At 59.7% G+C, this 21584-nt stretch carries 14 protein-coding genes; all 14 read left to right on the top strand.

Going from position 1 to position 21584, the window contains the following annotated elements:
- The 14 genes from tssK to hybO all read left to right on the top strand — a co-directional run bounded on the left by tssK (window position 1) and on the right by hybO (window position 21583).
- The gene (gene tssK, locus ACFWHB_RS13120) at window positions 1-1335 is read left to right on the top strand and encodes a type VI secretion system baseplate subunit TssK (protein WP_395948607.1); all 1335 of its coding nucleotides are present in this window, start codon (window positions 1-3) and stop codon (window positions 1333-1335) included.
- A gap of 23 nt (window positions 1336-1358) precedes the next feature.
- Window positions 1359-2138 carry a type IVB secretion system protein IcmH/DotU gene (gene icmH, locus ACFWHB_RS13115; RefSeq protein ID WP_162519181.1) on the top strand — a complete coding sequence of 260 codons (780 nt, stop codon included), beginning with the start codon at window positions 1359-1361 and terminating at the stop codon, window positions 2136-2138.
- A 20-nt stretch (window positions 2139-2158) separates the two neighbouring features.
- Window positions 2159-4801 (top strand): type VI secretion system ATPase TssH, encoded by a 2643-nt coding sequence (gene tssH / locus ACFWHB_RS13110; RefSeq protein WP_395948606.1) that lies wholly within the window; start codon window positions 2159-2161, stop codon window positions 4799-4801.
- A gap of 2 nt (window positions 4802-4803) precedes the next feature.
- The gene (locus ACFWHB_RS13105; RefSeq protein WP_394293297.1) at window positions 4804-6342 is read left to right on the top strand and encodes a sigma-54 interaction domain-containing protein; all 1539 of its coding nucleotides are present in this window, start codon (window positions 4804-4806) and stop codon (window positions 6340-6342) included.
- Window positions 6342-6938 carry a type VI secretion system-associated protein VasI gene (gene vasI, locus ACFWHB_RS13100; protein WP_395948605.1) on the top strand — a complete coding sequence of 199 codons (597 nt, stop codon included), beginning with the start codon at window positions 6342-6344 and terminating at the stop codon, window positions 6936-6938. Before ACFWHB_RS13105 ends, vasI begins: the two co-directional genes overlap by 1 nt.
- 8 nt (window positions 6939-6946) lie before the next feature.
- Window positions 6947-8374 (top strand): type VI secretion system protein TssA, encoded by a 1428-nt coding sequence (gene tssA, locus ACFWHB_RS13095; protein ID WP_395948604.1) that lies wholly within the window; start codon window positions 6947-6949, stop codon window positions 8372-8374.
- Between the two features lie 41 nt (window positions 8375-8415).
- Window positions 8416-11907 (top strand): type VI secretion system membrane subunit TssM, encoded by a 3492-nt coding sequence (tssM, locus tag ACFWHB_RS13090; protein ID WP_395948603.1) that lies wholly within the window; start codon window positions 8416-8418, stop codon window positions 11905-11907.
- 43 nt (window positions 11908-11950) lie between these two features.
- Entirely contained in the window at window positions 11951-13381 is a 1431-nt protein-coding gene (locus ACFWHB_RS13085) for a VasL domain-containing protein (protein WP_395948602.1), read from the top strand.
- A 295-nt stretch (window positions 13382-13676) separates the two neighbouring features.
- Window positions 13677-13964 (top strand): type VI secretion system PAAR protein, encoded by a 288-nt coding sequence (locus ACFWHB_RS13080; protein ID WP_025326642.1) that lies wholly within the window; start codon window positions 13677-13679, stop codon window positions 13962-13964.
- Between the two features lie 10 nt (window positions 13965-13974).
- Window positions 13975-16005 (top strand): type VI secretion system Vgr family protein, encoded by a 2031-nt coding sequence (tssI, locus tag ACFWHB_RS13075; RefSeq protein WP_395948601.1) that lies wholly within the window; start codon window positions 13975-13977, stop codon window positions 16003-16005.
- 9 nt (window positions 16006-16014) lie between these two features.
- Window positions 16015-18504 (top strand): N-acetylmuramidase family protein, encoded by a 2490-nt coding sequence (locus ACFWHB_RS13070; protein ID WP_395948600.1) that lies wholly within the window; start codon window positions 16015-16017, stop codon window positions 18502-18504.
- Complete coding sequence (locus ACFWHB_RS13065) at window positions 18494-18943, top strand: hypothetical protein (RefSeq protein WP_395948599.1); 450 nt, start codon at window positions 18494-18496, stop codon at window positions 18941-18943. Before ACFWHB_RS13070 ends, ACFWHB_RS13065 begins: the two co-directional genes overlap by 11 nt.
- Before the next feature lie 30 nt (window positions 18944-18973).
- Window positions 18974-19786 carry a hypothetical protein gene (locus ACFWHB_RS13060; RefSeq protein WP_395948598.1) on the top strand — a complete coding sequence of 271 codons (813 nt, stop codon included), beginning with the start codon at window positions 18974-18976 and terminating at the stop codon, window positions 19784-19786.
- 663 nt (window positions 19787-20449) lie between these two features.
- Window positions 20450-21583 (top strand): hydrogenase 2 small subunit, encoded by a 1134-nt coding sequence (gene hybO, locus ACFWHB_RS13055; protein WP_395948597.1) that lies wholly within the window; start codon window positions 20450-20452, stop codon window positions 21581-21583.
- Window position 21584 lies beyond the last annotated feature (1 nt).

Here is a 21584-nt window from a genome sequence, read left to right as displayed (position 1 = left end):
ATGTCGAGTCGAAATCGGGTTATCTGGCGTGAGGGGCTCTTCATCAAGCCCCAGCACTTCCAGCAACAACAAAGGCATTCGGACTACGCGCTGCACGCTCGCCTGAGCGCGCTCTCCGACTATTTCTATGGCTTGCAGTCGCTGGTCATCAACGAGGATTACCTCGGCTTTGGCCGCATCGCCCTGGTGGGGGCCACCGGCATACTGCCGGACGGCACCGTCTTCAATATTCCCAATGACGACGTGCTGCCATCCCCCCTGGAGGTCACCGACGCCTCGGTGGCGAACCAGAAGGTCTATCTGGCGCTGCCCCTCTCGGTGAGCGGTGTCAACGAGGTGGGGCAGGGAGGTCTGGTCTCCAGCCGGTTGCAGGCCCATCGCCACGACGTGCGGGATCTGCACAGCGAAGGGGGGGACGTGGTCTCCCTCGAGGTGGGCAGGGTCAGTCTGCGGCTGATGCTGGAGCGGGACGATCGCAGCGCCTATGCCTCGCTCGCCATCGCCCGCATTCTGGACAAGCGCCCGGACGGCGGTCTGGTGCTGGATCCCAACTTCATGCCCTGCAGCATCAGCGTCTCGGCCATCCCGACCCTCAAGCGCTTCCTCGGCGAGTCGGCGGGTCTGGTGGCAGAGCGGGCCCGCAGCCTCTCCCAGCGCATCGCGGCGCCGGGTCAGCAGGGGGTCGCCGATGTGGCCGAGTTCATGATGCTGCAACTGCTCAACCGGGCCCAGCCCCAGCTGTCGCACCTCTCGCGTCTTGGCACATTGCACCCGGAGCGGCTGCACGAGGCGCTGGTGCAGCTGTGCGGCGAGCTGATGACCTTCACCGACGAGTCCCGCCTGCCCCCCGAGTTCCCCGCCTATCGTCACGACGATCAGCAGGTGAGCTTCGAGCCGGTGATGCTGGCCCTGCGGCAGGCGCTGAGCACAGTGCTGTCGCCCCGCGCCGTCTCCATCCAGCTGCGCAAGCACCAGTACGGCGTCATGGTGGCCGTGGTGGGGGAGAGCGAGCTGATGCAAAGCGCCGACTTCGTGCTGGCGGTGCGCGCCCGCATGCCCCAGGAGCAGCTGCGCAAGCAGTTGCTGCAACAGACCAAGGTGGCCTCCAGCGACAAGATCCGCGAGCTCATCAGCCTGCAACTGCCCGGCATTCCGCTGCTGCCGCTGCCGGTGGCGCCGCGTCAGCTGCCCTATCACGCCGGTTACAGCTACTTCCAGCTCGACCGGCAGAGCCCGGCCTGGCAGATGCTGGCGGTGGGCAACACGCTCGCCTTCCACATCGCCGGCGATTTCCCGGAGCTCGACATGCAGCTCTGGGCCATCCGTAGCCAGTGATAGCACCAAGGAAACAAGCAAAGATGACCACGGACATTATCAAGAACGAGCAACTGAGCGACCTGCTGTTCGATCATGCCGAGCAGCTGGACATGGACTCGGACCACTGGTTCCGCCTGCGCGGCCAGAGCATCAACCCAATGATAGATGCGGTGACCCCCTTGCTGGGGCTGGTGCAGCGGGTGCGCCTGTTGTCGCGCCACGACAGGGTGCCCGAGCTCTATCAGCGGGTGGTGACCGAGATCCAGGCCATTGAGCAGGAGCTGATGGCCCAGGGCTACGAGAACGGGGTGGTGCTCTCGTTTCGCTACATCCTCTGCACCTTCATCGACGAGGCCGTGATGGGTCGCGACTGGGGCAGCCAGAGCGAGTGGTCTGAACACTCCTTGCTGACCCGTTTTCACAACGAGACCTGGGGCGGCGAGAAGGTGTTCGTGCTGCTGGCCCGCCTGCAGGAAGATCCGGTGCGCTATCGCGACATCCTGGAGTTCATCTATCTGTGCCTGTGCCTCGGTTTCGAGGGGCGCTACAAGGTGATGAGCCAGGGACGGGACGAATTCGAGCGCATCGTCAGGCAGTTGCACAAGCAGCTGGCCCCCGAGGTCGGTGGCGAGGCCCCCAGCGTGTTTCACCTCGACCTCGGTCGCCAGGCCTCCCGCTACCAGCTGCGCAAGCAGGTTTCCCTGCGCAGCCTGTTCATGGGCGGGGCCCTGATCCTGGCCATCATCTTTGGCCTCTATCACCACCAACTCAATAACCAGACCCAGGACGTGCTGCGTCAACTGGGCGAATTATTAAAATAAATACTTAAGGAGAGCACGCCTTGATTCGTATAGAGCTACCCGTACTGGTGGAAAGACTCAACCCCATCTGCCGTCACATGCTGGAGGAGGCTGCGGCCCTCTGCGTCAACCATCAGGGGGCCGAGATCCGCATCGAGCACCTGCTGCTCAAGATGCTGGAGACCCCCCTCAGCGATGTGCGCCAGATCCTGAAAATGGCCGGGGTGGAGGTAGAGGAACTCAAGACACTGCTGCAACCCTCGAGCGCCGACAGCGGTTATGGCCAGGGGTACCCCTCCTTCTCGCCGCTCCTGGTGGAGTGGCTGCAAGACAGCTGGCTGCTGGCCTCGGCCGAGCTGCAACACGCCCAGCTTCGCAGCGGCGTCATGCTGTTGGTGCTCTTGATGACTCCGCAGCGCTACCTGCCGGGGTCGGTGACGCGGCTCTTGGCCAACGTCAATCGCGAGCTGCTGCGTCAGCAGTTCGACGAGTGGGTGAAAGACTCCGCCGAGACCCAAGTTACCGTTTCTGCAAACGGCACCTCGACTCAGGCCGCCCTGCCAGCCGATGCCAGCCTGCTGGCCCGCTTCACCGTCAACGTCACCGAACAGGCCCGTCAGGGCAGCCTGGATCCCGTGCTTTGCCGGGATCACGAGATCGATCTGATGATCGACATCCTCTCTCGTCGTCGCAAGAACAACCCCATAGTCGTGGGGGAGGCGGGCGTCGGTAAAAGCGCCCTCATCGAGGGGCTGGCCCTGCGCATCGTAGCGGGTCAGGTGCCGGAAAAATTGCGTGATGTGGAGCTGATGACGCTGGATCTTGGCGCCATGCAGGCGGGGGCCTCGGTCAAGGGGGAGTTCGAGAAGCGCTTCAAGGGGGTGATGCAGGAGGTCAAGGATTCGGTGCGTCCTGTCATCCTCTTCATCGATGAGGCCCACACCCTGATCGGGGCCGGCAATCAGGCGGGCGGGCTGGATGTCTCCAACCTCATCAAGCCGGCCCTGGCCCGGGGGGAGCTGCGCACCATAGCCGCCACCACCTGGGGCGAATACAAGAAATACGTGGAAAAAGACGCGGCCCTGTCGCGCCGCTTCCAGCTGGTGAAGGTGGGCGAGCCCAATGCCGATGAAGCCACAGTGATACTGCGCGGCCTGCGCAGCATCTACGAGAAGGCTCATGGGGTGCTGATCGACGAGGAGGCGCTGCAAGCCGCCGCCCAGCTCTCCGCCCGCTACATCTCCGGCCGTCAACTGCCGGACAAGGCGATCGACGTACTCGATACCGCCTGCGCCCGGGTCGCCATCAACCTGACCACGCCGCCGCGCGCGGTCAGCCACCTGCAAAACGCGCTGCGCCAGCGTGAGCTGGAGATCCGCCAGCTGGAGCGTCAGAGCCTGATAGGACTTGGCGACAACGCCGAGCGCCTGGCCGAGTTGCAGGCCGCCCAGCAGGCTTGCCGCGAGTCGCTGGCCGAGCAGGAGGCCCAGTGGCAGCAGCAGCAAGGGTTAGTGCACCAGATAGTCGAGCTGCGCGCCGCCCTGCTCGCCGATCAGCAGGATGAGATGCTGGCCAGAGAGGCGCTGGATCTCGCCGATGCGCCGCTGGATCTGCAAGCCGCCGCCGAGACGCTGGCCGGGCTGGAGCGCGAGCTGGCCGCCCTGCAGCAAGGAGAAGTGCTGGTCTCCGCTCACGTCGACAAGACCCAGATTGCGGCCGTGATCGCCGAGTGGACCGGGGTGCCGCTCAATCGCATCTCCCAGGGGGAGCTGGACGTGGTGACCCGGCTGCCGGAGTACCTTGGCTCCCTCATCAAGGGGCAGGATGTGGCGGTGGCCCACCTGCACAAGCACCTGCTGACCGCCCGCGCCGACCTGCGCCGCCCGGGCCGACCGCTCGGGGCCTTCCTGCTGGTGGGACCAAGCGGGGTCGGCAAGACAGAAACCGTGCTGCAGATTGCCGAGCTGATGTTTGGCGGTCGCCAGTATCTGACCACCATCAACATGTCCGAGTATCAGGAGAAGCACACTGTCTCGCGCCTGATCGGTTCGCCTCCCGGCTATGTCGGCTTTGGCGAGGGGGGCGTGCTGACCGAGGCCATTCGTCAGAAGCCCTATTCGGTGGTGCTGCTGGACGAGGTGGAAAAAGCGCACCCGGACGTGCTCAACCTCTTCTATCAGGCGTTCGACAAGGGCGAGCTGGCGGACGGGGAAGGGCGCATCATCGACTGCAAGAACGTGGTCTTCTTCCTCACCTCCAACCTCGGCTTCCAGACCATAGTGGATCACGCCGAGCAGCCCGACGATCTGCTGGATGCCCTCTATCCGGAGCTCGCCGCCTTCTTCAAGCCGGCGCTGCTGGCGCGCATGGAGGTGATCCCCTACCTGCCGCTCGGTCACGATACCCTGGTGCAAATCGTCGGCGGCAAGCTCAACCGACTGGTCAGGCTGCTCAAGGAGCGCTTTGGCGCCGAGGTGGTGCTGGAAGAGGAGGTGGCCGAGGAGATATTGCGCCGCGCCAATCGCAGCGAGAACGGCGCCCGCATGCTGGAGTCCGTCATCGACGGTGCCCTGCTGCCTCCGGTCTCCCTGCAACTGCTGCAGCGTCTCTCGGCCGGTGAACCCATCAAGTGCGTCCGCTTCTCGGTGGCCGATCATCAGTTCGTGGCCGAGGTGGAGGGCTGACCATGGAACAAGCCCTCGCCTTTGCCCTCGCCTTGACCCAGCAGCGAGACGAACAGCACCTGTGCCACTGGTGGAGCTCGACCCTGGACGCCAGCTTCCAGCCCAAGGGGATACTGCTCGGCATGCTGGATGTGAGCGGACGCCAGCTCGAATGCACCGGCTGGGTCAAGGGGCAGGCGGTTGCCCTGGCCCTGGCGGTGGACGACTTTTCCCACCCGCTCGCCTATGTGCTGCACAAGGCCCAGTCCCGCACCTGGGACTCCCTCCATGGCGGCGCCCGCATAGAGCACGCCGGATTTCGCGCCCTGCTGGGCAATCTCGGTCAGCACTGCGGCCTGCATGCCTTGCCGCTTCTGGACGGCAACGGCAAGCCGTTCGCCGTGCTGGCCATGATGGATGAGGGGGCTGTGTTGCAGGGGTGGGCGGAGAGCCCCGAGCTGGCACAGCTGTCCCAAGTCTTTTGCAACCAGCTCACCCTCATTCGGGATCTGGGGCGCAGCCGCCGGGATCAGAGCGTGCTGCGAGACTCCCTGCGCCAGATGAAGGGGGAGGGAGAGCGACTGCGCCAGCATGAGAAGCTGCTCGGCGATCAGCTGGTCGGCCAGTCGGCGGTGATCCGCGGGCTGCGCGAGCAGATAAGCCTGGCGGGTCAGCACAAGCTGACAGTGCTCATTCAGGGGGAGACCGGCAGCGGCAAGGAGGTGGTGGCCCGCCTGGTGCACCAGTGCTCGGATCGCGCGGCCAAGCCGTTCGTCGCCATCAACTGCGCCGCCATCCCGGAGAACCTCATCGAGAGCGAGCTGTTCGGTTACCAGAAGGGAGCCTTCTCCGGGGCGCTGGCCAACAAAGCGGGGCTGGTGGCCCAGGCCAATGGCGGCACCCTCTTTCTGGACGAGGTGGGGGACATGCCCGCCGCCATGCAGGCCAAGCTGCTGCGGGTGCTGGAAACCCGCAGCTACCGGCCCCTTGGGGCCGAGCAGGAGTACCACTCCGATTTTCGCCTCATCGCCGCCACCCATCAGCCCCTCAGCCGTCATGTGGAGGAGGGGCAGTTTCGGGCCGATCTCTACCACAGGCTCTGCCAGTGCCTGTTGCTGATTGCTCCCTTGCGGGAGCACATGGACGACGTGCCCCTGCTGTGCCAGCACTTCATGGCCCAGTTTGCCGCCCAGGATGGCAAGACCCTGGCGGGGTTGCAGCGCAAGTTCTTGAAGCAACTGCAAAGTTATGACTTCCCCGGCAACGTGCGAGAGCTGCGCAACCTCTTGGAGGTGGCCTGTGCCCACACCCGCCACGGGGAAGAGGTGGTGCTGGAGGCGCTGCCGCCTGAGCTGCGGGAGCGGGTCTGTGTGGAGCTGCCTGCCTCGATGGACGACTACAACCATATCCGGGATCTGCGCCGGGCCATGCAGCAGTACGAAGCCTCCGTCATCGAGGCGCGCCTGCGCCACTTCCAGGGCAACCGCATGCTGGTGGCCGAGAGCCTCAACATTCCCAAGCGCACCCTGGATCACAAGTGCCAGAAACTGGAGGTGAATTGATGAGCGTCCTCGGCCTATTGCTGCTGGCTGCCGGCAGCGCGGCGCCGCAGCTGGATATGCACGGCTGGCAACAGTGCCGCCGCGAACCCTCTCCCCTGGTGCGGCTCGCCTGCTATGACGCCCTTGGCAGTGGCCCCGACACAGAGTCTGGCACCGGGGCTATGTCTGCCGCCTGGCAAGCCATCCGGGATCAGGAGCAGGGCCGTACCCCTGACAGCCCACCCTTCCTGCTGCAAAGCGACGAGGGGCGCGGCAGCGAGACGCTCACCCGTCCCGCCTTGCGGGGGGCGACCCTGGCCATAGGCTGCGTCGACAGCATCACCCATATCCGCCTGCGGCTCGATGCGCCCTGGGTCGGCGAGCAGGTGCAGATAGCGCTCGACGGCTCCCCCGGCAACAGCGCCCAGGGCTGGTTTATCCGGGACAAGGGAATGCTGCTGGAGTATGGCCGCGGCCTGCCCGCCATCGAGGAGCTCAAGCGCTGGATTGGCCATCGCGAGCTGCAGGTCAAGGCGGCCAACGGCGTCGTGCTGCGGGTCGACTTGAGCGGTCTGAAAGAAGCGCTGGCGCCGCTGCGCCAGCAGTGTCGCTGGTAGGGGGCGTCATGAGCTATCAACACCCCTGGTGTGCCCGGCTGCTCACCCCCTTGCCGGATGAACAGACGAGAGGCGCCGTGCTGGCCGACGAGCCGCGCTGGGACTATGTGGAGACAGAGCTGGTCAAGCTGGGATCCCTGGCCCATGGCCAGGTGGATCTCAATGCGGTGGCAGAAGCCTGTCTGGGATTGCTGGAGAGCCGTACCAAGGACATGCGGGTGCTGGCCCAGTTGCTGCGCTGTTTGCAGCACCCGGCCAAGGCGACTCCCATGGGGGCCGCGCTCAGTCTGCTGGAAGCCTGGATCCAGGCTTATTGGCTGCTGGCCTGGCCCGGCAATGCCAGCCAGAAACAGCGGCTGATGGTGCAAGTCGTCAAGCGCTTCGAGGGGGCGCTGCCACGGGTGAGTGACAGCGCCTCGGCGGCCGAGCTGGCCCAGTTGCTGGCCCAGGCCGAGCAGCTGGAGCGGGTCTGGCTGGCCCTGTGTCCGGAAAAGGGCGAGCTGCTCGATCCCCTGCTGATGGGGTTGAAGCGGGCCCAGCGTCAGCAGGTGGCCCAGGCCCAGGCGGATACCGGTGTGCTACCCGGGAGCAGCGCCGTCGTGGCGACGGCCGCCGCTACCGGCATGGCGGGTTCCATGGTGCTCAGTGGCAGCACCAAGGGATCCGGCGTCGAGATCGACAGCTCCAATGACAGGGCCTGGCGCCAGACCCAGCTCAAGGTGGCGGATCTGCTCATCGAGCGCCAGCCGGAGGCGGCGGTGGGCTATCGCCTGCGCCGTCACGCCATCTGGGCCGGCATCACGACTCCGCCCATGGTGGCCCGGGACAACAAAACCCAGCTGGCCCCCATGTCGGTGGACATGGTGGATGAATATCGCGCCGCCATGAGCACCCCCGAGCAGGGGCTCTGGCAGCGCATCGAGCAGAGCCTGACCCTGGCCCCCTACTGGTTCGAGGGGCATCGTCTCTCGGCAGAGGTGGCCCAGAAGCTGGGATTTGCCGCCGTGGCCAAGGCCATCGCAGAGGAGCTCGATGGTTTCTTGCAGCGTCTGCCGGCCTTGCGGGACCTCGCCTTCAGTGACGGCAGCCCCTTCCTTTCCCCCGAATGTGGCCGCTGGCTGCAACCCGTCAGGGGTGGTGGGGGAGGCGAGGGGGAGTCCTGTCTGGCCGAAGAGATAGCCCAGCGCCATGGGGAGCAGGGGGTGGCTGCGGCCCTGGCCCTGCTCGATGAACGTATGGCGCAGATGAAGGAGCCAAGAGATCGCTTTCACGCCCAGCTGGTGCAGGCGGAGCTGTTGGCACAGGAAGGCATGGAGGCGCTTGCGCGTCAGCACTATCAACACTTGTGGCAAGAGGCAGATCGCCTTGGGCTGTCGCACTGGGAACCCGGGCTGGTCAGCCGCCTGGAGAGCCAGGTGACCCCGTTGTCGAAATAAGTGCCGAAATGAGTCATTGAGTCGGAGTTGGATCACATTTTATGTTCAAAACCATATTTACCTGGTCAAGGCAACAGCTGCCGAAATTGAAACCCTCCTGGCCTCTGCTCGGTGTGGTGCTCTGGGCGCTTGCCCTGATCCTGGCGTGGTGGCTGGGCCCTCGCCTCGAGATCCGTGACGCCAAGCCGTTGGCGCCGCTGTGGGGGCGGGTGGTGTTCACCCTGCTCTGGCTCTGGCTGCTGCTGGGGGTGCTCTCCTGGCGGATGTGGCGCAAGATGCAGCAGCTCAAGGCCGAGCGCCAGCACGAGGTGGTGCTGGAGCAGGATCCGGTCAAGGGGCTGCTCGACAGGCAGGCGCTGTTCCTCGAACGCTGGCTGCAGGCATTGAATACCCATCTGGGCAAAGGGGCGCTCTACGCCATGCCCTGGTACCTGGTGCTGGGGCTGCCCGGCAGCGGCAAGAGCAGCCTTATTCACCGTGCCAACCCGGCCAACAAGCTCAATCCCAGGCTCGACACCGAGCTGCGCGACGTGGCGCAGGATCAGCTGGTGGACTGCTGGCTGGGGGAGCAGGCGGTGATGCTGGATCCCGCCGGCGAGCTATTGTCCCAGTCCGAACCCGAGCTGGAGCCTCTGGCGCGCAAGCACGAGCGGCTCTGGCTGCACCTGCTGACCTGGCTGTCCGAACATCGTCGTCGTCAGCCCCTCAACGGCCTGGTACTGACAGTGGATCTGGCCTGGCTCTCCCACGCCAGCGTGGCCGAACGCAAGGCCTACGCCCAGTTGATGCGCGCACGCCTGCAGGAGGTGTCGGCCACCATGAACACCCGGTTGCCGCTCTATGTCACCTTCACCAAGCTCGACCTGCTGCGCGGCTTCGACGTTGTATATGAGCAGCTTGACAAGGAGGCCCGCGAGGCCGTGCTGGGGGTGACCTTCCAACCCGGTGACGGTCAATCCTGGCAGCAGGATCTGGCCCTGTTCTGGGATCAGTGGGTGGACAACCTCAACCAGAATCTGCCGGAGTTGATGCTGGCCCGGCTCGATGCCGCCCAGCGCAGCGCGCTCTTCTCCTTCGTGCGCCAGCTGGCGGGGCTGAAGGATTATGTCACCAGCCTGCTCGACGAGACCCTTGCCATAGAAGAGAGCAAGCCGCTGCTGGTGCGCGGTGTCTACATCAGCTCCGTCTATCAGCAAGGGGTGCCGTTCGATGCGTTCGCCCAGGCGGCTTCCCGCCGCTACAACCTGCCGGAGCCCATTCACTCGGCCCTGCGCGGGGAGTCCAATACCTATTTCGTGCGCAAGCTCTTCTCCTCCATCATCTTCCCCGAGGCCCATCTGGCCGGGGAGAACCGGCTGCACACCCTCTATCGCCGCCGCCGCATGGCCATCGGTCTGAGCTGCCTGTCGCTGTTCTCGGCGACCCTCATCGGTGGCTGGCACCACTTCTACAGGGTCAACGAGGAGGCGGGTCGCAATGTGCTGACCAAGGCCCAGGCCTTCATGGAGACCAACGAGGTGGCGGACGCCCACGCCTTCGGGGTGAGCCAGCTGCCGCGCCTCAATCTCATTCGCGAGGCGACCCTCTCCTTTGGCAACTACCGCGATCGTACCCCGCTGGTGGCCGACCTTGGCCTCTATCAGGGGGACGAGATTGGCCCCTATGTGGAGGGCTCCTATCTGCAACTGCTGAGCCTGCGCTTCCTGCCGGCCCAGATGCAGGGGCTGCTGGCGGATCTCGAGCAGGCACCGGCGGGCAGCGAGGAGAAACTCGCCATACTGCGGGTGATGCGGATGCTGGACGATGCATCGGGTCGCAACAAGGAGCTGGTGGCACAATACATGGCGAGCCGCTGGCAGCAGGCCTTCCCGGGGCAGGGGGCCGTGCAGGAGCAGTTGATAGGGCATCTGGATTACGCCCTCGATCACACCGACTGGCACGGCGCCCGTGCGGCCCGGGATCAGGGGGCCATCACCGCCTTCGTACCCTTCAAGGAGCCCATCTATGGTGCCCAGCGCGAGCTTGGCAAGCTGCCCATGTATCAGCGGGTCTACCAGAACCTGGTGGTGAAGGCGAATGATGTGTTGCCGCCGGATCTCTACGTGCGCGACGAGGTGGGACCCACCTTCGACACCGTCTTTGCCCTGCGCAGCGACAGCGCCGGCCAGGTGCCCCGTCTGCTGACCTGGCCCGGTTTCAGCGACTTCTTCCAGAAGCAGGACAAGACGCTGATCGATCTCACCGCCATGGATGCCTGGGTGCTGGGCCAGCGCAAGCTGACTCAGCTGAGCGAGGCGGATCGCAAGGAGATCACCCGTCAGGTCAATGAGCGTTACGTCACCGACTACGTCAACCAGTGGCAAAAACTGCTGACCAATCTGGACGTGCAGACCCTGGAGAGTCCGGAGCAGGCACTGGACGTGCTCTCCGCCATCACAGGCAACGATCAGCCGTTCCAGCGGGTGCTGGCGGCCCTCGATGACAACACCCGCATTCGCAAGATCTCCGACGTGGAAGGGGATCCGGCGCAGGCCATCACGGCCCGCATCGGTCGCCCCTTCATGGCCACCAACGCGGCGCTGGCTGGCCGGGGTGAGCAGGGCCCGCTGATCTCGGAGGTGAACCAGAAGCTGGTGGAGTTGCAGCACTATCTGGAGCTCATCGTCAACGCCACCGAGCCGGGCCAGTCGGCCTTGAAGGCGGTGCAGCTGCGCCTGACCAACAAGTACGCAGACCCCGTGTTTGCCTTGCAGCAGTATGCCCGTGGCCTGCCGGCCCCGCTGGATCGCTGGGTGGGGCAACTATCCGATCAGAGCTCGCGGCTGGTCATCGATCTCGCCATGTCCTCCCTCAATCAGGAGTGGCAGGATAAGGTGCTGGCCCCGTTCAACAGCCAGCTGGCGGGGCGCTATCCCTTCGAACCCGGTTCCGCCAAGGATGTGCCCCTCTCCGAGATGGAGCGCTTCTTCGCGCCGGGCGGGACCCTGGACAGCTTCTACCAGGTCAATCTCAAACCCATGGTGGAGAGCGGTCTGATGGAGGGGGAGCTGAGCTCGCCCATCCAGGCCGAGCTGGTGAAACAGCTGGATAGAGCCGCCCGCATCCGCCAGATCTTCTTCAGTCAGCAGGGCAACCTGGAGGTGCAATTTGCCCTCGAGCCCATAGAGCTCACCGCCAACAAGCGGCGTAGCGTGCTGAACCTGGATGGCCAGTTGCTGGAGTACGCCCACGGTCGTCGCACCAAGATCCCGCTGGTGTGGCCCAACACCATGCGCGACGGGGCCGAGAGCAAGATCACCCTGGTGCCGGCTGCCCGCGAGCGCTCGCCGCGCAGCGAAGGCTTCGTCGGCCCCTGGGCCATGTTCCGCCTGATGGACAAGGGGGAGCTGACCCAGGTCAACGAGGCCACCTTCGATGTGCGCTTCCCGGTGGATCAGGGGTCCATGACCTATCGCGTCTATACCGACAGCGCGCAGAACCCCTTCACCGGCGGCCTGTTCAGCCAGTTCAGATTGCCTGAATCCCTCTATTGATCGAGTCGGGGGGACAGAGTGCCCCCGCATTTTGGAAGCCGATATGTCACAGAATCAACAAGGTCAGCAGGCGCTGAAAGTGGGGCGCGACCCCAGAATGTTGCCTGAATACGAGGCGCTGCGAGCGGAGATCAACAAGCTCAGCCACGCCTCCCGTCCCGAGGTGGACTGGCTCAAGATCCATCAGCTCGCGAGCCAGATCTTCGAAAAGCACGGGGTGGATCTGCAGACCGCCATCTATTTCACCCTGGCGCGCTCACGGCTGCAGGGCCTGAGCGGCTTTACCGAGGGGTGCGAGTTTCTCGCCAACCTCATCGTGACCCAGTGGGATAGCTTCTGGCCGCCGGTCCATCAGGAGCGGGCCCGCATCGAGATGCTGGACTGGTTCATCGCCCGCATCAGCGACGTCATTCGCCAGTACCAGATCAGCCACGAGGACAAGCGGCTGGTCTACCGCTGCGAGCGGGCGTTGCAGCTCATCAGCGAGAAGCTGCACAACGCGGGCTTGAGCCGCATTCCCCGGGTCGAGAACCTGGTGCACTTCATCGAGGGCTATACCCACCTCTTTGACGAGACCGAGATCGTCATCGTCTCCGATGAGCCCGGCCTCAAGGATGAGCTGCAGATCCCGCCCATGGTCTTCTTCAAGTCGGATATGGAGAGCGACCAGGGCGCTTCTGCCGGGTTGGCGACCGGGCACTTGCCCCAGGGCAGCATACTGGTGGGCCGGGAGAAGGGGCAGGTCAAACCAACAGTGCTCAAGATTGAGCAGCATCGCAAACAGCGTCCTGCCTGGTTCTGGTTTGGCTGCGGCCTGCTCAGCTGCGCCCTGCCGGTGATGGGCTGGCTCGGCTGGCAGCAGCAGCAGCAGGAGAAGATGGTGGTCGCCCAGCGCTTGCAACAGCCGGCCGCCGAGTTGCCCAGGGCGCTTAGCTATGACGATATCCGTCAGGCGCGCATCGTGCTGGGGGAGCAGGCCCTGCAAGGGATGGAGAGCGATCTGGTGGCCCGTTATCAGAGCCAGCTTGCCCGGCTGGAGCAGACCTCGCCGCTCTATTGGTATCGCTATGGCGAGGGACTGCGTGCCTCGCTGCAGATGCTTTACCCCGACTCGCTGGCGGTCAAGTCGCTCGACAAGCAGTGGCAGAGCGCGCTGGCTGGCCAGCAGGGCGACGCTCTCGGCGTGCCGACCTATCTGGATGCCCGCGCCGGGGTGGATGCCCTGCTGGATCAACTGCTGGAGCTGGAGCGCCAGCGCAAGACGGTGACCATCTCCTATCTCAAGTCCCAGCTCTACGAGGTGCAGAAGAACCTGATGCAGAACATTCCGTTCAGCCTGCGCCTCGATGAGCTGGAGGCGAGAAGGGCAGCCCGGGAGCCCATCACTGCGGCGGATCTGAAGGGGCTGGAGAACGATCTGAAGGCGCTCAATATCCGCCTCTATCAGTTGCAGCAAGGCAATATTGGTGGGTGATCATGCTGCCCCGAGCAAGATATTGCGCAAGGAATAGATAAATTCTCTATGTGGGCAAAGTTTTGCCATGTTTTCGCGCACTCTTGTGCCATCCATTGCAGTGCGCTGCGTCATGGTCGGAGTAGTTGGTTGTAATTGACTGATATAAAACAATATTTTCGCGTCATTTGCGTTGGCATGGAGGCTGCTGGACAGCCACCCCAATGTGCATTTACGCCTCCTGCCCACCCGGGTGGGCAGGAGCCATGGCAGGGCCGTCATCCGTGGCGCGCCCTTGCCCACACGGAGAATCCAGATGTGCCCTTCCATTGCATTGCTCGGTGACATAGGCACCGACCACGAGGGATTTCACCCCTCCCCGGTGATTGCCGCCAGCCCCGATGTGTTCCTCGATGGCAAGCCGGTGGCCCGGCAGGGGGATCCGCTGGCCCCCCACGACAAACCCAACAATCCCCCCCATCCGCGCAGCATCTCGGGGGGCGTCGGCTCGGTACTGGTCAATGGCAAGCCCATCGCAGTGACCGGCACCGCCATCGGCTGCGGCGGCGTTGTCATTGGTTCTGGCAGCGGACAGGCAGGATAAGGAGTCACTGATGGCAGACAGCACAGGATTACAATTTACCGTCAAGGTGGGGGCCCTGCCCGAGAGCACCTTTGTGGTGGCGGAGTTTGCCCTGGACGAGGGGCTGAACCAGCCATTTCGCCTGCGCCTTGAGCTGGCAAGCCCTGAGCCCGATGTGGATTTCGGCGCCGTGCTGGACCAGCCCTGCGAGCTCTTGGTGTGGTACAACGGCGAGCTGCAACGGCGGGTGTGCGGGGTAGTGAGTGATTTTGCTCAAGGGGACAGCGGCTTTCGCCGTACCCGCTACACCCTTGAAGTTAAACCGGCCCTGTGGCGGCTCTCCCTTCGCCAAAATTCCCGCATCTTCCAGGCGCAGAAGCCCGACGAAATCCTCAGCATCCTGCTGCAAGAGCACGGCATCACAGACTACGCCTTTGCGCTTAAGAACGAGCACGCCAAACGGGAATACTGCGTCCAGTACCGGGAGAGCGACCTCGACTTCGTCAATCGCCTCGCCGCGGAAGAGGGGGTGTTCTACTTCCACGAGTTCGAGCAGGGCAAACACCGCATCGTCTTTGCCGACGATGCGGCGGCCCTGACCGCCGGCCCCGAGCTCTTCTTCAACCTGGGCAACCGCTCACTGGAACAGGGCCCCTATGTGCGCCAGTTCCACTACCGCGAGGCGGTGCGCCCCTCGGATGTGGAGCTCAAAGACTACAGCTTCAAGACCCCGGCTTACGGCCTCTCCCACAAGAAGATGGGGGCAGAGCTTGCGCACCAGCGCGATACCTACCAGCACTTCGACTACCCGGGCCGCTACAAGCTGGACCCGAGCGGCAAGGCCTTTGCCCAGCACCGACTCGATGCCCTGCGTAACGATGCCGTCACCGGCAGTGGCAAGTCCAACTGCGCGGCCCTGCTGCCGGGCCAGACCTTCGCCCTCACCGAACACCCGAACGGGGCGCTCAACACCGATTGGCAAGTGGTGCGCATCAGCCACACCGGCTTGCAGCCACAGGCGCTGGAAGAGGAGGGAGGCAGCGGCCCCACCGTCTATCACAACGAATTTGGCGTAGTGAAGGCGAGCACCACCTGGCGAGCGCTGATGCCGGCCAGGCCCATGGTGGATGGTCCGCAAATCGCCATAGTGGTGGGGCCTGAAGGGGAGGAGATTTACTGCGACGAGCACGGCCGGGTGAAGCTGCAATTCCCCTGGGACCGCTACGGTTCTAGCAACGATATGAGCTCCTGCTGGGTGCGGGTGAGTCAGGGCTGGGCGGGCGGTCAGTACGGCATCATGGCTATCCCGCGCATCGGCCACGAGGTGATAGTTAGTTTCCTCGAAGGGGACCCGGACCAGCCCATCATCACGGGCCGCACCTTCCATGCCACCAATCGGCCGCCCTACGAGTTGCCGGCCAACAAGACCCGCACAGTGCTGCGCACCGAAACCCATCAGGGGGAGGGGTTCAACGAGCTGCGCTTCGAAGACCAGGCGGGGCAGGAAGAGATCTATATCCACGGTCAGAAAGACCTGAACCTGCTCATCGAAAACGACGCCGCCTGGCATATCAAGCACGACGAGCACAGGGACATCGACAATGAGCGGGTGACCCGCATCAAGGCCAATGACCACCTGACAGTGGAGGGGGAGAAGCGCGACCAGATCAAGGCAGACTATTCCCTGACCGTGGATGCCAGCATGCATCAGAAGCTCGGCCAGTCATTGTTGGTGGAGGCCGGGCAGGAAGTGCATATCAAGGTGGGCGACAAGCTGGTGCTGGAGGCAGGCTCCGAGATCACCCTCAAGGGGGGCGGCAGCTTCGTGAAGGTTGATCCGAGCGGCATCAAGCTGGTCGGCCCCGCCATCAAGCTGAATGCCGGCGGCAGCGCAGGGTCAGGATCCGGCTGGGGTGGCAAGGCTCCCGTGGTGCCCAAGGGGGTTGAAGTGGTCAAGGCTCCCGAGCTGGTTGAGATCATCAAGGCCATCCCCACCGAGAAGGCGATGGAGGCACTGCTCAAGGAGCAGAAGCCAGCGGCGTTCTACCTCTTTTCTGAATAAGGAGAAAGCATGAAGTTTGCATTTCCCATCCTCACGGCCAAAGGGGAAGAGTTCAAGGACGTCAAGGCGCTGACGGCACTCATCAATGGTGAAAAGTCGGGCCATTACCTCCTTGGTAATCACAACAAGTGGCATGGTGGCATTCATATCAGCGACCATAGTGCTCCCTGGTGCAAGGACAAGTACCCCGTCAGAGCCATGGCCGATGGCAAGGTGGTGGCATTCCGGATGATGAAGGATTACCTGACCTCCGAGTATCAAGGGGAATCCTTACGCTATTCCAACTGCTTCTGTTTGGTCGAACATGAGTATTGCGAAATAAACCCCGAGACGAAGGAGAAAAATGAGTTCACCTTCTATTCCCTCTATATGCACTTGCTGCCTTGGGTTCAGTACCAAACCTCCGAGAAACTGGTACTGAAAAAAGGCTGGAATGCACGCAATTCCGTTCCTCACGCCAACCCCGATGCCGATCAGCAGCGTTCCGATGCCGCCTTGCCTCATTTCACCCTGCCCAAGGATACCGAGCTGGAAATGGACAGCAGTGCGCCATCCCAAAAGGGGAATGTCGGAGGCAAGGTGTATGACTTCATCAAGGTGATCATCAAGAGCCCGCTTTCCAGTGCCCAGATAAAAGAGGCCGAGAAGTCTGGTGTTGTGGTCAGTGAAGGTAGTTCGGTCTGGATCGCCAATAGCCCGGACGCTGTCGAGGTGATTAAACCCAACCTGCCTACTTGGCTATTCGATCAGATCGAGGCGGAACTGCTGACTAATATGGTTGGTCGTGCGGATCCTGGAGTTGATGGGCCTACAGGTCGTCCGGTGGTGGGAAAGAGAAGTGTTTCTCTGCCTGCCGGTACCAAGTTGCAGTATGATGCGCACCAATTGGAATTCCATTGGGATGGTGACAAGGCGCGCAAGATGGCCAGATGCAAATATGTGACGCCGAGTGTGGACACTGCGCCAGGTAGTTGTGGTGTCGCCTGGGTATGCGTCGAAGACAAATATATCAAGGCAAATACGCTTCCTCCCTCCCATCTTGGCGAACTCTATGTGTTGCCATCCCCCGTCGCCATCGCCGCAGGGGAAACCATAGGGTATCTCGGCCTAGTAGAAACTCCGGGCTCCCTCATGGGGGGGAAAGAGAGCAAGCATCAGGTGCATCTTGAAGTTTTCACCCAGGATCCTCGTCTGGACGACGTGCTGGCCAACAAGGCGGGCACCAAGGGGGGAACCATCTATGCCAAGGTGTCGGCAGAACTCCCCTTGTATGAGAAGAAAAAGCAGGATGGTAAAGAGCAGTGGGTGGCGACCGGTGGCAAGAGTCTGGAAGAGTTGGTTGAATCACCCAGGCTTGAAAAAGACGCTGCCAAGCAGGAGTGGGTCAGCGTCTCGTCAGGAAAATATGTCAAGAAAGAGCAAGTGGAGCTTTTGAACCAACATGACTGGCTGAAGATAGGTTTTAAAAAGGTCGATGGTTCAGGCTCTGACGGCTATCTGGATCCCGATGCACCGTCTGCATTCTTTACCAATCTGGTAAAAAGTTTTGATACGGATGGCGATGGTGAGCTCAGCAGTGAAGAGATCCAGGCTGCCCTGCAAAATAGCGGTAATGCCGATCAACTTCATAAGCTAATCGTCAAGCACCCCAGTGAGTGGTATGAAAAATCCTCGGCCAGAAGTTACATGTGGCTTGATAAATTGATGGCCAAGATTGGTCTGCCCGACTTTGACAAGTTGGTGGATCACGAAAAGCAGCGGATCGATAAGCTGGAGTGGATGCAGAGTGTAACTAAGTTAACACTTGAGAAAGATAGTTGGCACTTTTCACCTGTCGGAATAATGGCGTTAGCAATAAAGACCCAAAATGGGTACCCTAAAACGTATATAGGTGACACTTTAAACGAAATTGAATTTTTGTCTTTCTATAATGGTGAAATAGTTGAAGAGTCAGATTATGTCAATGCTGCTTCTGAGCTTGGTTGTGAGATAAATGCTATAAAAGCAGTAGCATTAACTGAAACAGGTAGTACAGGCAGTTATTATAAGTTCTCAGATCAGGATGATGCAGTGCTTTCTATTTTGTTTGAAAGGCATAAATTTAGTAATATGACGAGTGGGAAATATGATAAGTCTCACCCTGAAATATCTAACCCTGTGGGGGGGGGATATGGGGCATATAAAGTTCAGTATAGGAAACTAATGCTGGCCTACTCATTGGATAAGAATGCTGCACTAAAAGCAGCATCTTGGGGGAAGTTCCAGATATTAGGTTCCAACCACTTGAGTGCTGGATATAAAGATGTAAATGAATTCGTTAATTCGCTCAGTGTTTCAGAAAAAAACCATCTTAAAGCTTTTGTTAATTTTATAAAAGCTGATAATAGATTGCTCAAAGCTATTCGAGCAAAGGATTGGCTAGCATTTGCACTAGTGTACAATGGTCCTAGGCAGAAAGGGTATGATAAACGAATGAAGGATAATTACAATGCGCTCTAATATTTATATTTTCATGTTACTTTATTTAATTTCAGCTTCTTCGTATAGCAGCGAAAACGTGTATTTTTCTTGTGAGACTGATAAAGGTGACGTTAAATTATTTGTTGATGGAAATATATTGAGTTATGAATTCTCGAAAGGTGATAAGACTGAGCTTTCTTATCACTCATTGGGAGATGGGTTTAGTGGATTCAGTCATAATTATTACTATAGATACCAGACTGAATATGGAAAGGTTTCTTTCAGTAAAGGGAAATACAAGTATTCGATTTTTAGTAACTACGAAGGAAATGAAGAAGTGTCAGGTGTAATAGTAACTATATCCGAAAAGGAATATAATATCCCTTGCAGAAAAAAAATTACAAACAAACTTGTTGATCTTATCCCCTTGCTACAATGTGATAAAGAAGATGCATTGGGATGCTATCCTGAAAAATAATATCTTTAATATTGTTTCTGGTACAGATTAATGAATCTTTTTTCAAAAAAGTTGTACATCGCTTTTTATAGTGTTATCCCTATGTACACATATGCCTATAGCGCCTGCAATGATGATATATTGTATTATATTACTACTAAGACTTCAGATGATGAACTAAGTAGCACCTTATCGATAATGCATAGCGGGAAAGGGCAGGCGTTCACAGTTCCATTTCTTTCTGGAAATAGCTCATGTAAGAAAATAAATAATGATGGACTTATAAAAATAACTGTCTCTGCTGATAGACCGAGACTGAAAGCTATATATTACTTTGATGTTTCTGGGAAATCTAATTATATAGGTAGTGCATCTATCTCAACAAGCTCAGGTGAAGAGCGAGTAAGTGGTATTGGCGAAATAAATAAAGGCAATGGAATTACTGCTATTAATTTGGAAGGGGTAGCAAGTGAAGATGCTGTTATCATAAGCAAGATCATGAATATTGCTTATGGTCCCACAAGTAATAAAATGTCAGATTTATATAGTGAAATGCGATATATTGAGATAGATGCATTGTCAGAAAGTACTAGCAACAGAGTTTGTGACAGTGGAGAACGCGTGTTTTATTATTGCAAGACAAGAACAGGGAAAGTTCTGAATTTATGCTACTCTCCTTTCTCAGGAGATATAACATATAATTATGGTAAGCAGGGGAAAGAGTTATCCCTTAATGATTTTTCATTGATGGGCGAAACATTTATATTCAAGAATAAAAATACAAGCTACAATGTATCACCTGATAAAGGTGTGATCTCCGTCATACAGAATGGTAAACAATTATCTGTCATTTCATGCACATGAAGCATGCTTTGTCAGTACAGATTATGTTATCCCCGACACCGGCTTAAGGCCGGTGTTTTTATATCCAATATCATGCAACAGCGGCGGCATCACTACCTTTCTTGGTTTTTCCCTTGAGTCAGGGAGCAGATCCCGCTGTTGTCGTGTTTGTAGAGGGCTTATGAAAGGAGGATTACTTGAGGCTCACACTAGGCAGAAGATTAAAAAGAGGGGTTATAGGGTGTAGATGTCCTGTGACTGACGCTCAGCAACCAGGTATGCCGATTAATTAATCGACTCTGTAGTGCCAGCTTCTCGCCTTTCTTGGGGGGGCTCTCCTTAAAGAATTGTGATCTCTGTTTCAAGAATATCCGATATCAGCCACGAGAAAATGTTTCTGTGACAACTCTTTCATTTTCGAATATACGATGCTCGAAATAAGTGAAGTTTATAAGGATTTAATACACCACCTCCCAAAATCACCCCCTAATGGGTATTTTTTAGTTGAGAATGGTTTTCGATAACCTATTGCTGCATATGGATTTTTTGTTTTGTGGTGATGAGTTTTATCGGCGACTAATACCCTTCGACTTGATAAAGATCAACATAGAGAGCGAGGGGGAGGCATAGCATTCCCGCCATTAAGCATTTGTCAAACAATGCTCACTGACGGGAATAAAAAGAATGGTCGAGGATACATTTTTATCGGCTCATGGAATTAATCGCCGTGACTTTATGAAATTGTGCGCCGGGATGGCCGCAACCCTGGGATTAAGCCAGAATGCCGTGGCCAAGATGGCCACGGCGCTCACCAGCCCGGAGCGGCCGCCGGTGATCTGGATTGGGGCGCAGGAGTGTACCGGTTGCACCGAGTCACTGCTGCGCGCCACCCACCCCACCATCGAAAACCTGATCCTCAACACCATCTCGCTGGAGTACCACGAGGTGCTCTCGGCGGCCTTTGGTCATCAGGCGGAAGAGAACAAGCACAACGCCATCGAGCGTTATAAAGGCAAGTATGTGCTGGTGGTGGATGGCTCCATTCCGCTGAAAGATGGCGGCGTCTACTGCATGGTGGCCGGTGAGCCCATCGTCGACCATATTCGCCGTGCCGCCGCCGATGCGGCTGCCGTCATCGCCATCGGCTCCTGCTCTGCCTGGGGGGGCGTGCCCGCCAGTGGTGGCAACCCGACCGGCGCCGTCAGTCTGGAGGAGGCCCTCGGCAATATCGGCACCCCCATCATCAATATCCCGGGTTGCCCGCCCAATCCCCACAACTTCCTCACCACGGTCGCCTACTACATCACCTACGGCAAGCTGCCGGCGCTGGATGCCAAGAAGCGTCCGCTGTTTGCCTACGAGCGACTGATCCACGAAAACTGCGAACGCCGTCCGCACTTCGACGCTGGACGCTTTGCCAAGGAGTTCGGTGACGAAGGCCACCGTCAGGGCTGGTGCCTCTACCATCTGGGCTGCAAGGGGCCGGAGACCTATGGCAACTGTTCGACCCTGGAGTTCTGCGACGTGGGCGGCGGCATCTGGCCGGTCGGTATCGGCCACCCCTGTTATGGCTGCAACGAGCAAGGGGTAGGTTTTAGCAAGGGGATCTTCCAGCTCGCCAAGGTAGAGAACCCGACCCCACGGGTGGATAAACCCGATGTGAAGATCCAGGAGGGGGGCTATACCTCGCCCACCGCGACTGGCCTTATCGGTGGCGCCCTCGGGGTGCTGGTAGGGGTGAGTCTGATGACGGTGCGTGAACTCGGTCGCCAGCAGAAGCGCCACGAAGCCGGGCAGCACCCCTCACGGGAGGAGTGAC

The organism is Aeromonas mytilicola subsp. aquatica (assembly GCF_044336385.1).
GTDB classification, from domain to species: Bacteria; Pseudomonadota; Gammaproteobacteria; order Enterobacterales; family Aeromonadaceae; genus Aeromonas; species Aeromonas rivipollensis.
This window is presented reverse-complemented; position numbering and strand designations above follow the sequence as displayed.